This is a genomic window from Glaciimonas sp. PCH181 (assembly GCF_003056055.1).
Taxonomy (GTDB): Bacteria; Pseudomonadota; Gammaproteobacteria; order Burkholderiales; family Burkholderiaceae_D; genus Glaciimonas.
Map to the genome: position 1 here is coordinate 788,635 of NZ_PYFP01000002.1, position 14,691 is coordinate 803,325.

Consider the following 14,691-nt stretch of genomic DNA (forward strand, 5'->3'; position numbering starts at 1 on the left):
GGTAACGCGCCTGACATTCGTAGCCAATCCGGTAAACTTAACGTACGAAAAACCCTAAAGCAGGCATCGAAAGATGCCTGCTTTTTTTTATGACGCTAACGTGTCGTCTTCAACGATTAAGGCGTCACTACGGTCACGCCATGCTTCGCAAATATTTGCGCCATCTCACCCGAAGAAACCAGCGTAGCAGTGGCATCCTGTAATAATTTCACCAGCTCTTGATCATCCTTCTTCACCGCCATACCAATCACCCAACCTTTAGATGGCAAGCGCGGAAAAGCGACTTCGCTCATTTGAAAATTAGCGTCTTTTCCGACAACTGATTCTATTTCTGATCGGTTCGCCACTACGCCATCAAGTTCGCCTGCTTTGAGTTTTTCAAGCGCCGCTGTTGCATCGGGAAATATTTTGATGTTGTCGCGAAATTTTCCGTCTTCTGCGCCCATTAACAGCATCGCGCCGATCGAAATTTTTTCTACGCCAATCGCTTTTCCGGTCATGGAATCCAGATTATCGAATTCTGGCACTTTGCGAGTATCCCGCACCAGACGCACCGTCTCGCGATGATACGGCGCAAAAATACTCACCTTGTCATTTTGGTTAATCAGGTTGGGGTCTACCGGCACATGCATCAATAAATCAGCAGGACCATAGCCGAGATAGTGGCCTTTCCAGACCATATTGCGCAGATCGTCACTCAATTCTTCGCCAGCAGGAAACGGCAGAAAACTTACCGTCAATCCTAATTTTTTAGCCAGCGCCTGCGCAATATCGACATCAATACCTTTGCTGTTGGCTGAAAACGGCGCGAAATCATTATAGATAGCGACCTTCAATATTCCTGACTGCTTGATTTTCGCAAAATCATTTCCAGCCGGCGCTTGTGCGTAGGCGCCAGCCGCAAAACAAACCCACGCCAGCAATATGATCGTTGCCAGCGCTTTAGAAGAAATTTTGTACATGGTGTCTCACCCATTCTTTTATAGTTGCCATTACTCTGATGGAAGCGGCATACTTTGTGCACTTAAACTTCGGACCTGACCGCGCAGGTTGCCTGCAAACGCTGAAGCGCGGTCGGGCAGAATCAGTTAATGGCGCGCAATGTTTCAAGATAGGCTTTGATAGACCACATCGCCTCTTGATTCAAAATGCCTTCAAACGGCGGCATGTAGACAGCACCATTGCGGACTTTTCCATGACGCACTGATATCAGAAAATATTTATCCGTTTCTTTATAACAGGCTTGTTGTTTCGCGCCTTTCAGATCGCTACAGTCGCGGTCCAGTAAGCGCAAATCAGGCGCGATACCGCCTGACTGGGCTTGCAGTCCATGGCAGCGCGCGCAGTTTTCTGCATAGGCAGATGTACCGATGTTGATGGCCTCTTTCTGGCCGCGAAACGGATTTTCATCACGCCACTCAGGGCCTAGAGTAGGTAATGTTTTGGTATCGACAGGCTGTGGTATTACATCGCCGTGGGCATAGACAAATGATGGGGCGATGACAACAGCGGCTAAAAGGCAACAAGAAATCAATTGACGCGACTTTTTCATACTAGCTCCTCAACAACGTTTTGAATAATGAAGAGGTAATGGCAATTGTCGTGCCATACAAATACGGCACACCTGAGGTAGTTTTTGTTCTATTTTTGAACAATGCCAAAAGCAGGTGCTATATTAAAGAACAGCATTTAGAACAAATAAAACAAATACACGCTGAATAATTACATCAGCAGGAGACACGTCATGCCGCCTATCAATAGCAGCGCACCGCACGACAAGCCCGACGCCCCTCCAGGCGTCGATAACAAAAAATCACTTGGTCGTGGCACGTTTTCTGCTTGCGAAACTACCATGATGATAGAAGAATCCCGTCAACGCTCTAAAGCGTATGGTTTGTCGGAAATAGAAAAGCCGGATTTCAGTCCCATTGGGCGGCCTGATCTTTCCCTATTGCTGGAACAAAATCGTACCCTGCACATCCACGCGCTGCCGGTGATGGAAACGCTCTACGAACAAATCATTAACACCCACAACATGGTGATCCTGACCGACGTGAACGGTTTGATCGTACATACGTTGGGAGATGATGATTTTCTGGAGAAAGCCAATCGGGTCGCACTCAAACCCGGTGTTACGTGGTCGGAATCGAGCAAGGGTACGAATGCGATTGGCACTGCTATCGCTGAGCAAGTGCCGGTGCAAATTCATGCTAACGAACATTTCTTGGTCGCCAATCATTTCCTCACCTGCTCTGCCGCGCCGATTTTAGATCATCAGGGCAATGTGATTGGCGTGCTGGATGTGACTGGGGATCAATCGAGTTTTCATAAACACACGATGGCGTTGGTGCGGATGTCAGCGCAGATGATTGAGAATCATTTGTTTCTGGCGGCATTTCAAGATGCGATTACGCTGCACTTTAATACGCGGCCTGAGTTTGTCGGCACATTGATGGAGGGGATTGTTTCGTTCTCGCCCAGCGGACGCTTTCTTTCTGCTAACCGGACGGGCTTATTTCAGCTTGGCTTGCCGATGTCGGCGCTGCAATCGCATACGTTCAGTTCACTTTTTGGCTTATCGATTACGGCGCTGTTTGATCACTATCGCACAGCTATGCCGGGGCTATTGAGTCTGTGCATGCCTAGCGGAGTGCGGGTGTATGGGCGTGCGCAATTGCATATCGCGAATAGTCAATTTCACCGCTCGGTTGAGTTGGCGCGGGCTGATGATAATCCTGCGAGCGATGCAAATAGGAATAACAATCCATCAGCGGGGACGGCTAATCGTAACCATCAGTCGTCGCGACGCATGTCGGGGCTGCGATATCTGAATACTGGCGATCCGCAGGTGGCCGCGTTGATCGAAAAAGTGAACAAGGTGTTGGGCCGCGATATCCCCATTTTGATTATGGGCGAGACTGGCACCGGTAAAGAGTTATTGGCGCAGGCGATTCACAATGATTCGCCAAGGGCTAGCGGTCCGTTTGTGGCGGTGAATTGTGCGTCGATTCCGGAGACGTTGATTGAGTCGGAATTGTTCGGTTATGAGGATGGGGCATTCACCGGTGCGCGTAAAAAAGGCGCTGTTGGGAAGATATTGCAGGCGAATGGCGGGACCCTGTTTCTGGATGAGATTGGGGATATGCCGTCGAGTTTGCAGTCGCGGCTTTTGCGCGTTTTGCAAGAGCGGATGGTGACGCCGTTGGGTAGCACTAAATCGATTACAGTGAATGTGGAGTTGATTTGCGCGACTAATCGTAATCTGCGGGAGTTGATCACTAAGGGTGAATTCCGTGAGGATCTTTATTATCGGTTGAATGGGTTGGTAGTGAAGTTGCCGCCACTGCGGGAGCGGACCGATATGGATATCGTGGTTGAGAAGATTTTGATCGCCGAATCTACTAGTGGACGTTATACGGTTTCGCCGGAAATTATGAGGTTGTTTAAATTGCATAATTGGCCGGGGAATTTTAGGCAATTGACTAATTTGCTGCGGACTGCGATTGTCATGGCTGATACGGATCATGAGATTAAACATCAGCATCTTCCGGATGATTTTTTGGAAGATATTGAGCAGGTCCAGGCTAGCGAGCAAGACGATAATACTAAATGGCTGGTTTCTAGCGGGGCTAATCTGGAGCAGGTTGAGAGATCGGTTATCGAGAAGGCTTTGGCGTCTAATGGGGGGAATGTGTCGGCTACCGCCCGGGCGTTGGGAGTGTCGAGGAATACTATTTATCGGAAGATTCCCTTACAAAAATAAGAGGAGTTTTTGATTTTTTAAGGCGTGATTTATTTTGGTTACTGGAAATTGAAGCGGTTGGCGCTCCGTGGTTAGTTCGCCGGGGGCGACCAACGCGCTGCGCTCAAACATGTTTCCCGACAAACCCTGTCAAATCCCTAAAACATTTGACAGCGCTACGTGTTGGGGTACGTCAAAAACCACTTCAACGGTCACTTCAACGGCCACTCCAACTTCAATAGCAGCTACAACTTCAATAGCAGCTACAACTTCAACAGCAGCTGCAACTTCAACAGCAGCTGCAACTTCAAAAACAACTGCAACGTCAACTGTGGCTACGTCCGCAAATTCAAAAACAGCGTCAAAGGTGGCTGCGCCTGCAACGTCAAAAGCCGCAGCCTCTTTGATGTAAATAATTTTGTTTTAAGTGCTCACGGCGCATGCGGCGTGTGCAGTACAAAGCAGGATGACGATTCCGATCGAAGCTGCCGTTGAAGCTGCTTTTGAAGTGACAGTGGCAGTTGACCTACCCCGTCATGGGGCGCTGCCGAATTTTTTAGCTGTCACTCGAAAATAATCGGGAAACATGTTTGAGCGCAGCGAGTTGGTTTCTCTGCCCGAGGGATGGCTAAAAAATGTGGGAACTCAAAGGGCAGCGTCTTTGCGGTCGCCTTTTCGTGGGTTACTTTCTTTTGGCGGGGACGCCGAGCTGAAGTAAAAGAAAGTGACCGCCTACCAGGCCACCCCGGCTTGCATCAACGGAGAAAACCGAGTTTTAAATAACACCCAAACTGAACTAAAAAAAACCCAAAAAAAAGGCCAACAACTCATGTTGTCAGCCAAAACGCCTCAGGGGGCGGAGAAGATACCTTAATCTCCCTTCAATGCACGTCGTCCGGTAACAACGGCATCAAAGGTAAAACCACAAACACAATCTAAAAATTACAAATTACAAATTACAATTTACTTAGAGCTCAACTTAAACACCCAAACCGAACCACCTTGCTCGATAGAGCTAATTTTCTTAGCAACTTCACCACCCCATAACGGCACCGCACCACCCCAGCCAGACACGACCGCAACATACTGCGTATCGCCATCTTTCCATGTCACTGGCGGCGCTACAACACCCGAACCGGTTTGGAATTTCCAAAGTTCTTTACCTGTTTTAGCATCGACTGCTTTCAAGAAACCCTCTGGCGTGCCATAAAATACCAACCCACCAGCAGTCGTCATAACACCACCCCACAACGGCGCGTTATTCTTGATTTCCCAGACGATTTTGCCTGTCTTAGGATCGATCGCACGCATCGCGCCGATGTAGTCATCGTTAATCGGACGAATAGTAAAACCGGCACCTAAATAAGCACTGCCTTTTTTGTAGCTGACCGGCTCATTCCAGATATCCATGCCCCATTCATTGGCAGGAACATAGAACAATTTAGTCTGCGGGCTATACGCCATAGGCATTTGATTTTTTGCGCCGAGGAAAGCAGGTGCTACGAACGAAGTAGAACCCTTTTTGCCTTCTTCACCCTTAGTAGGATCGCCAGGACGGCCCGCTTCGATGTAGTTAGGACGACCGGTTTTCAGATCGATTCCTGTTGCCCATGTAATCTTTTTAACAAACGGAAAAGCATTTTCCAACTTACCGTTTTTAGCATCGATCACATAAAAGAAACCATTCCGATCAGCTTTTCCGCCGAACCGTTTTCCATCCATATCAAAGGTCACAAACTCGTTGACGCCGTCGTAATCCCAACCGTCATGCGGCGTTGTTTGATAGCTCCATTTGATCTTCCCTGAATCCAGATCCAGCGCTACAGTCGACGAAGAATAAAGATTATCGCCAGGACGCAAATGGCTGTTCCACGGCGATGGATTGCCAGTGCCGAAATAGGCCAGATCAGTCGTTGGATCATAAGTACCGCCCAACCAGGTGGCGCCGCCGCCGGTTTTCCAAAGATCGCCAGGCCATGATTTGTTAGTCGTGCCGGTAATACCGTTTTCGGTTGCCTTGCCTTCTTTGTCGTATTTATAGCCCATGTGTCCTTCAATCATGGGACGCGACCAGACCAGTTCGCCAGTGCGCGGATTACGTGCATCAACACGTCCAACGACACCAAACTCACCACCAGAAACACCGGTCAGCAACAGGCCTTTCGCAATCAACGGCGCAGCGGACATCGAATATCCAGCAGCATAATCCGCGACTTTTTCTTTCCAGACGATCTTGCCGGTATCTTGATCCAACGCAATCAATTGCGCATCAAGCGTACCGAAAATCACCAGATTTTCATACAGAGCGGCACCGCGATTAACCACGTCGCAGCAAGGCATGATGCCGTCAGGCAGACGATGTTCGTACTTCCATAATTTGGCGCCGGTCTTCATATCAATCGCATAGATGCGGGAGTAGGAACCGGTCACAAACATTTTGCCGTTATAGATCAGCGGCTGCGATTCTTGACCGCGTTGTTTTTCACCACCGAACGAAAAAGACCAGGCTGGCGTCAATTTACTGACGGTCTGCGTATTGATCTGAGTCAGTGTGGAATAACGCTGTCCTTGCGTCCCCATACCCCATGACAAAACGGTGTTCGGTGCTTTCGAATCGTTCGCTATCATGGCGTCGGTGACACCTGCGCCGGTGGCGGCAAATGCACTGCCGACTACCGCGCCGAGCAATACGCCTATCAATTTTTTATGCATATCATCCTCCTGTTTATAAATCGAATATTCAACTTTTTTTGTCGTGTCGCACAGACCTCTATAGGCAAGCCGCATGCCATCCCATCGTTAGCCCTGAATCCGGCTTTTTTGCGCTTGAATCTACAAAATATGTGCTTTTGACTGCGCTAAATTTCAGCAAGTGTCACAGAACTGAACAACTCAGATCAGGCAGGGCAACATGGTTTTTACTTCACCGAGATGCGTGGGTATGCCTGCTTGTGGCAAGCACACCCGCTTCTTTGCGTGAACAATGTTGACTATGATTAATGATGGCGGTGCGCTAACGACAACAGAAAATGGCGGCCGCAACGGGCCGCTGCTTGATTAGAACGTATGCTTAATACCGACTTCAACAGCGGTAGTGGTTTTGCCGCTAGTGGCAAGGTAGAGATTGTTATTTGCCACGCCGAACGCCGCACCGGTGGTATAGCCGCTGCTAGCTTTGACGCCAGCGAGCAAACCGTAGAGCGTTGTGCGCTTCGAAAGCGCGTAGTCATCGCTCAGAATCAGCGTCTTGGAGATATCGCTACTGCCATCTTTATTGTTGGAATAGTAGTAGGCCAGCGTCGCTGTGTTAGCCACCGATGTCCGATAATTCAAACCCGCGCCATAGACCCGATATTGGGCCAATTCGGCGCCAGTAGCAGGATCACTATTTTTGTTATTCAGATAGTTCAACGTCAACGTTGCATCGCCTATCGTATAGCCCGCACCCAAGCTATATTTTCTGGTTTGCACGCCAGTACCGCCCACCAAACCGGCCCGCTGACCGTTATCGGATTGATACGAAGCCGACAGCGTAACAGGGCCGGTATAGACCGCACCCAGAGAGATAACGCGATTGGCGGCGTTGCTTCCCGCGTTTTCACCGAAACTATACGATCCGCTTAAATTAACATCGGCAATTTTTGTGCTGAGCGCCAAAGCATTCGCCACAAAAACATCAATCGGTGCATTCGAGTTAGCCGGGGCCACAGCGGTGCCGACGTTGAGCGGACTTTGCGTCAGCGCCCATGAGATCAACCCTGAGAAAGTTTCTTTCAAACCACGCGGATCGGTCGCAGCAAAGGCCAGCACCGCAGGTGAATATTGTTTACCCAAAGTGATCGTGCCGTAGCTATTGGAGAGGCCGACGTTGGACTGACGCCCGAACAAACCGCCCCATTGGCCGCCCTGCCCCGTGCCTGCGAAAAAGTGTCCTTCAAGATTGAAGTTGGCTTTTAAACCACCGCCCAGATCCTCTGTTCCTTTGAAGCCAAAAATACTCGGCGTAACGCCACCGGTGTTGAATGATGTGACGCTGCCATTGCCGCCGGAAGGCGTTTTTTGGTTGTTGACATATACCAGCCCCGCATCGACCACACCATAAATGGTGACGGACGATTGTGCATGTGCAGAACCCGCTATTGCACAGACTCCCATTACTGCCGATACAGCGATGAGCGAGGTTTTGAGCTTAAATATTTTTTTCACAGAGGTCTCCTTGGGGATTTTATTTTTCAATCGCGGCAGGGATTACAGAGTCCTGCAGCAACTCGCTCTTGGCAAAAGCCATGCCAGTGATGACGTATTCTTGTGTAAAAAACACATTTGCGCAAACTGACAGGTTGAGTTTGTCCGGGCTATTACAGGGTTATGCAAGGCTGAAATGTCGCCTTCTTCATTCGGTAGCCATCGGATTTTAGGACGTTAAATCTGGTCGGTTTTGCAGTCGCGATCTGGCCGCATGAAAACCAAAATGAAGATCAGCGTCGCCGCTGGACGGCAACGTCATCGTGCCGATCCCGAAACAATTAACCATCGTCCGGTGTTTAAATCTGGATCACATGCAATACAACTTGTTCACATTCTGATCGCTTGGAAAACGCAAAAAAACGCCTGACAGTTGATGCGGTCTTTACGTGCATTGCATCGATGGCATATTTATTGCACATATCGCCTAAACATCTGGCTGTTGCCACCGCCAATCGCGGGCATGCCAAACAGATGTGCGCACCCTCATTTCTATCTTTAAGGTCTCCGATGCGCGCCTATTTAGGTTGGTTACGTGGATTAATGCTTTTCGCCATCTTGCTAGCGGCGAGCTGGGCGACGATGTCCCGCGCGGGCACCATGACGCATGCCACGCTGGAAAAACGTTTCCCATCGCCATTTATTATCGGGGAAAAAGACAGTGCCATACCGGTCTGGCCGATTTTTAAGCAGAACGCTACGGCGAATGAATTAGTCGGTTATGTTTTCGAGTCCATCGATCTGGCACCAATCGCCGGTTTTTCCGGCTTGCCGATTAATCTTCTGATTGCGCTCGATCCCAAAGGAAATTTTATTGAGGTCAGCGTTATCGCGCATCACGAACCCGTGTTTCTTGACGGCTTGGGTGAAGCGCCGATGTTTCAGTTTGTGAATCAATATAAAGGCTTGTCGTTATTTCAAAACATCAAGATAGAGACGCAAAAAAATAATACCAATAAGACGCACGGCATCAACGTTTATCTGGATGGCGTCACCAAAGCCACGGCGTCGGTGCGCATCATGAATCAGACCGTTCTTTCAGCAGCGCTAAAAGTGGCGCGAAAAAAACTCGGCTTTGCGGAAGGTCGTGATCCCGATTTAATTGCGCGGGTTAAGGCAGATGTATTTACGCCCGCCAGCGTGAAGCAATTAATCGATTCCGGCTTGATTAAACATGTGGTTTTACGCAATAGCGATGTTGAAAAGACGTTCGCCAAAACCGCTGGCGCAGGTCTTGATGCCGACGGATTGAAAGATCCGGGCGGGACGTTTATTGATCTCTATCTTGCGTATGTTTCGGTCCCCGGCATCGGTCGCAATCTATTAAATGCTGCCAGCTGGACCAAGCTTGAAAACCGCCTGGAGCAAGGCGATCACGCGCTTCTGGTGATGTCAAGAGGTCGCTACAGCGTGCTCAGCGAGGCGTTTGTCAGCGGTACGATTCCGGACCGTCTGCAATTGCAGCAAGATAAGTTGCCGATTGAAATGCGTGATCTTGATCTGGATCTAAAGCTGGATGACAATGCAGAGTCTGCCGGACTACAAATGGATTCGATCAAGGTATTCAGGGTGATTAGCCAGTCTGGATTAGACCCGGCGCGGCCGCTCGACTTTTCACTCGCGGTGACACGTAGTAAAGGCATCGTTTATCCCGAGCGTATTACCGAAAATTTTCCCTTCAACTTTGTATTGCCAGCGAAGTTTTACCAAGCCGCCGAAAGTGACGCCAAGTCATGGGGAGCCAGCTGGGAAAAACGCTGGTGGGAAATTGCGTTGCTCATCGGCGCGCTTGCGGTACTGGCGATAGCGTTGTCATGGCAAAAACGGCTGACTAAAAACGGCGTCGCCTTCACTTGGTTCAGACGCGGATTTTTGGCATTCACGCTATTTTTTATTGGCTGGTATGCACAAGGACAATTATCGATTGTGAATATGACGGGCTTTCTGCAAGCCGTCGTTGCCGGGCGCAGTCTGGCATTTTTTATGTATGACCCGATGACCGTAGTGTTGTGGGCATTTGTGGCGGTGTCACTATTTGCGTGGGGGCGCGGCACATTTTGCGGTTGGTTATGTCCGTTTGGCGCGTTGCAAGAATTTGTCGGCAAGCTGGCGCAATTTCTAAAAATTCCACAACTCACGATCAAGACGAAAACCGATGCAAAACTAAAACGCATCAAATATGTCGTGCTGCTGGGGATCGTTATTAGCGCGTTCTTCTCCACCAGATTGACCGATACATTGGTTGAGATTGAACCGTTTAAAACCGCGATCACGCTGAACTTCGTCCGTTCGTGGCCGTATGTTGTGTATGCGCTGGGCTTGTTGATTGCCAGCACGTTTGTGTACAAATTCTTTTGCCGCTATCTCTGCCCGTTTGGCGCGGGACTGGCGGTACTGGGGCGCTTTCGGATTCTGGATTGGTTGCCGCGTCGCAAGGAGTGTGGCACGCCTTGCCAGACCTGTCGCCATCGCTGCGACTATCAGGCGATTAAGCCGGATGGAAAAATCGCCTATGACGAATGTTTTCAGTGCATGGATTGCGTCGTGATTTACGAAAGCCCCGAAAAATGCGCGCCGCTGATCATGGAGAAAAAACGCGCCAGAACGATTCCAATCCAGCCTCTGCCAGTCAGTCTGTCCACACAACCGTTAAGGGAGTCATGATGCGACGTCGCACCTTTATTTCAGCCTCTGTTGGCGCTGCCTTAAGTACGCTGGCGGGCTGGCAATTCCTTCCATCGCACGTAAAAGCTGGCGCATTTACCCGCAGCGATATCCTCCCCTCCGGCCAGCGTTTGTATTCCGGTGCCGATCTGGCCTTTGGCACAACCATCGGCATTCAGGTGTTGCACCATGATCAACGTCAAGCGGAATTGGCGATTCAAGACGCGATCCACGAGGCTAAGAAAATCGATATGCTGATGAGCATCTACAGCGCGGATAGTCAGGTTTTCCAATTGAATCGTGACGGTCGACTGGCGCACCCCGATCCGCATTTATTGGTGGTATTGGCAGAAGCACAACGATTGTCGGCTCTCACCGACGGCGCTTTCGATATCACGGTTCAACCGCTTTGGGTGAAGTTCAGCACCGCAGCGGCTAGCAATACTCTGCCATCTGCTGCGGAAGTTGCGCAGGCCAAAACGTTGGTTAATTGGAAAGATTTATCGGCAGACGCGCACCAAGTCAGCCTGAAGCCGGGTATGGCGATCACCTTAAATGGCGTGGCGCAAGGCTACGCGGTCGATCTGGCTCTGGCTGCGGTGCAAGCCCGTGGCATTCACAACGCGCTGCTCGACACGGGCGAATTTATTTCTGCCGGAACCAAAACTGCGGACCGTCGCTGGCTAGTCGGGGTGCAGGACCCGCGCCAGACCGATGTGTTTACAACAGCGTTACAAATGGATGGGCGCAGCGTGGCGACATCCGGGGATTATGAGACGACCTTTACGCCGGATTTTGTCCACAATCACATTTTCGACCCGGCCACTGGCGATTCTCCGCTGGAACTGGCGAGCGTGACCGTCGTCGCCCCGACCGGTTTATTGGCCGATGGGCTATCTACGGCGCTGTTCGTGCTCGGCTCCGAGAAGGCGATGCGACTTGCCGCGCAACTCGATCAGGTCGATGTTCTGCTGGTCGATAAAAAGGGCAAAACCTGGAAAACACCGACGCTGCGCGAATCTGCGGCATAAAACGTTGTCTTTATTGCTTTACGAATAAGAAAATAAGCGGTAATTAACAGAGGGCGATCCGCACTACGGCAGCCTTTTTTAGCGTTTTTAAGGCACTATTGAATATTGGCAATCAACTTTCAATAATTCCTTACATGGCTTTTAAACAGACCCGCCTTCATCCCGTTCCTGCTCTCCGTGCCGTCGTAGAAGAATACGAAAATTCGGCCTTCGGTACGCGTCATATTCATTTGCGCACTGATGAGCAGGAAATGGTATTTCTGGTGGCTTTCCCGACCATTCCAGACACAAGTGATGGTCGCGCCCACATTTTGGAGCATCTGTCGTTGTGCGGTTCCGCACGTTTTCCTGTCCGCGATCCATTTTTTTCGATGACGCGACGTTCGTTAGGCTGGATGAATGCATTCACTTATCCAGACAAAACGGTGTATCCGTTCGCGACTACGGATAAGACTGACTTCTTCAATTTGCTTGATATCTATCTGGATGCGGCTTTTTTTCCGACGCTGGATTATTACGACTTTTTGCAAGAAGGCTGGCGACTGGCGTTTGAAGACGGCAAGCTGACCTATCAGGGTATTGTCTTAAATGAAATGAAAGGCGCGTATTCGGACCCAATGCGGGCGCTGGATCAGGGCATCAAACAGCATCTTTTCGAAAACACGACGTATGTGGTGGAATCCGGCGGCGATCCCTTGCATATACCGGATCTGACGCATGCAGCGTTAAAAGCCTTTCATGCGAAGCATTATCATCCCTCACAAGCGGTGTTTATGACCGCGGGCAATGTCGATGTGGCGGCCGTGCAGGCAATTATTACCGAACGCGTTCTGGCGAAATTACCGGGGCGTGCAGAGCGCATGTTGCCGCAATTGGCCAGCGCGTGGGCTGCGCCTAAAAATGCGACTATCGCGATTCCCTCGCAAGAAGGCAGCGACAATAAATACGGTTTTCAGATGAGTTGGTTACTGGGCGAATCCACCGATCCGGTCGGCAATGTACGAGCAAAATTGCTGGAAGCCGGTTTATTGGGCGATGCTTCGGCGCCGTTATCGCAAGCGATGGAATCTGCCGGTTTCGGCCGTCCTTCTGCGATGAATCATGCAGAAACCGAATCGCGTCAAATGAGCTTTCATACCGGTATGGAAGGTCTCAAAAAATCGGAAGTCAGTAAAGCCAGAACACGCATCTGGAACGCGTTGGAAAAAACCGCTATTACCGGCGTTCCGCACGCCACGCTGCAAGCCAGCTTGCGCGATATCCGCTTTCATCAGCGTGAAATCAAGGGCGGCGGCCTGCCCTACGGCTTGCATCTTTTGCTCAACGCGCTGCCGTTTGAAATGAATGGCGGCGACATCATTCAGGCGTTTGACGCCGAACCGGTTTTGCAGCAACTCGACGCGGAAATTAAAGATCCGGCCTTTTTTAAAGGCCTGGTGCAATCACTACTGGATTCGCCTACACGGCTGGAGTCTAGCGTTTTTGCCGATGCGCGGTATGACGTCGACCGCATTGCGACTGAGACCGCGCGACTGGCGCAGATTGAAAGCAATTTAAGCGAAGAAGATCGCGCGCGTATTGTGGCCGAATCGGCTGAATTATTGCATCGCCAGCGGCAACCGATGAATAAAGACGTGCTGCCGCGCATTCGCCCTGCGGACGTGACACAGGCGGTCAAGCCGGGCTTTCCGATACCGGCCGCAGAACAAGGCGCAGTCATCCTGCCGATCGCTTCCAACGGCGTTAGCTATGCCTCTATTTTATTTAACGTGTCAGACTTTTTGGCGGAAGAATGGTGCTGGCTAAATCTATATGCCAGCTTGATTCCGGATGTTGGCCTGGCCGACAAAAACTACGAAGCAGCCAGCGCATGGCGGCAAGATTTGGTGCCTGATTTCACCGTTAATCTGGATGTGCATCAAGCGCTGGATGCCAGCGCGCCGCTAAAGATTTCTGTGGAGTTTTCGGCAAAAGGCTTGAAAGAAGAGCAGGAGCAAATCAGGGAAGCATTGCAAGACACGATTACCGATGCACGCTTTGATGAACTTGACCGCCTGGCATTTCTGATCGATAGCATGGTGCGCGAAGTACAAAACGATCTAGCCGAAGATGGCGGTCGTTATGCATCGCTTGCCGCCGCCGCACCGTGGTCGCGCTTAAGCCAGTTTGAAGAAGCCGTATTTGGTGCCAGCGGTCTGCCGTTTTATCGCTATTTGCAAGAACAATGCGAACAGCCGGATGGCATGCAGACGATTGCGGAAAAGTTAAAAGCCTTGCATCAAAAAGTCATCAGCAGCCCTGTTACGGTACTTGTCTCCGCAGAGCCGGATGCCGCCCCCTTGCTCGGCAAAGCGTTGGTTAAGCCCTTTAGCGCGCAGCCACGGCCAGTTGGGATTGCCCCGACCCCGGCGACAATCCCGCCAGCCAATGCGGCTTTACACGCCTCTGCGCAAGTGAATCACTGCTTCGCCATCTGGGCCGGGCCGACTATCGCTGCGCCGGATGCGGCGTTTGTGTCTGTGTTGGCCGAATTAATGACCAACGAAGTATTACACCGGACGATCCGCGAAGAAGGCGGTGCGTATGGTGCGCAAGCTTCGCATGCGGTGGCATCAGGGTTGTTTAAAATGACGTCGTTCCGCGATCCGCGATTGGCAGCGACGTATGCCGATTTTGCCCAGGCAATCGAATGGGTATTGACGACTGAACTGACCGATGAAAGCATTGAAGAAGCCATCATTAGTGTCGTGCAGGGGCTGGATCAACCACGCTCGCCCTATGCCGAGGCGATCAACAGTTGGTCGCGCAAGCAGATTGGCGTGACCGAGGCGATGCGTATCCAGTATCGTCAAAATGTTCTGCGCTGTACCGCGACAGATATCAAGACGGCTGCAGAAAAATGGCTCAATAATATCGTCCCAAGTCGTGCTGCGTTTGTTGGTAAAACAGAGCAAGAGCTGGCAGGTCTTGAGCTGACCAAATTGGCGTCGCTGGTATAAATAACGAAAA

At 50.6% G+C, this 14,691-nt stretch carries 8 protein-coding genes; 4 read left to right on the top strand and 4 right to left on the bottom strand.

Going from position 1 to position 14,691, the window contains the following annotated elements:
• Nucleotides 1–116: 116 nt before the first annotated feature.
• Entirely contained in the window at nucleotides 117–962 is an 846-nt protein-coding gene (locus C7W93_RS16705) for an ABC transporter substrate-binding protein (protein ID WP_108441411.1), read from the bottom strand.
• Between the two features lie 122 nt (nucleotides 963–1,084).
• Nucleotides 1,085–1,552, bottom strand: a complete 468-nt coding sequence (gene pedF, locus C7W93_RS16710; protein ID WP_108441412.1) for a cytochrome c-550 PedF — start codon at nucleotides 1,550–1,552, stop codon at nucleotides 1,085–1,087.
• 303 nt (nucleotides 1,553–1,855) lie between these two features.
• Here pedF and C7W93_RS16715 point away from each other — a divergent pair, with 303 nt between their 5' ends.
• Nucleotides 1,856–3,763 (top strand): sigma-54-dependent Fis family transcriptional regulator, encoded by a 1,908-nt coding sequence (locus C7W93_RS16715; RefSeq protein WP_108442181.1) that lies wholly within the window; start codon nucleotides 1,856–1,858, stop codon nucleotides 3,761–3,763.
• A 942-nt stretch (nucleotides 3,764–4,705) separates the two neighbouring features.
• On the opposite strand, the gene C7W93_RS16720 is transcribed toward C7W93_RS16715, so the two are convergent.
• Both C7W93_RS16720 and C7W93_RS16725 read right to left on the bottom strand, forming a co-directional pair.
• Complete coding sequence (locus C7W93_RS16720) at nucleotides 4,706–6,454, bottom strand: PQQ-dependent methanol/ethanol family dehydrogenase (RefSeq protein ID WP_108441413.1); 1,749 nt, start codon at nucleotides 6,452–6,454, stop codon at nucleotides 4,706–4,708.
• A gap of 345 nt (nucleotides 6,455–6,799) precedes the next feature.
• Nucleotides 6,800–7,948 carry a porin gene (locus C7W93_RS16725; protein ID WP_108441414.1) on the bottom strand — a complete coding sequence of 383 codons (1,149 nt, stop codon included), beginning with the start codon at nucleotides 7,946–7,948 and terminating at the stop codon, nucleotides 6,800–6,802.
• 549 nt (nucleotides 7,949–8,497) lie between these two features.
• On the opposite strand from C7W93_RS16725, the gene C7W93_RS16730 reads away from it, so the two are divergent.
• From C7W93_RS16730 to C7W93_RS16740, 3 genes are all read left to right on the top strand, one after another.
• Nucleotides 8,498–10,651, top strand: a complete 2,154-nt coding sequence (locus C7W93_RS16730; RefSeq protein ID WP_108442182.1) for a 4Fe-4S binding protein — start codon at nucleotides 8,498–8,500, stop codon at nucleotides 10,649–10,651.
• Nucleotides 10,648–11,682 carry an FAD:protein FMN transferase gene (locus tag C7W93_RS16735; protein ID WP_225869915.1) on the top strand — a complete coding sequence of 345 codons (1,035 nt, stop codon included), beginning with the start codon at nucleotides 10,648–10,650 and terminating at the stop codon, nucleotides 11,680–11,682. Before C7W93_RS16730 ends, C7W93_RS16735 begins: the two co-directional genes overlap by 4 nt.
• Before the next feature lie 134 nt (nucleotides 11,683–11,816).
• On the top strand, nucleotides 11,817–14,681 hold the full coding sequence (locus tag C7W93_RS16740; protein ID WP_108441416.1) for an insulinase family protein: 2,865 nt from the start codon (nucleotides 11,817–11,819) through the stop codon (nucleotides 14,679–14,681).
• Nucleotides 14,682–14,691 lie beyond the last annotated feature (10 nt).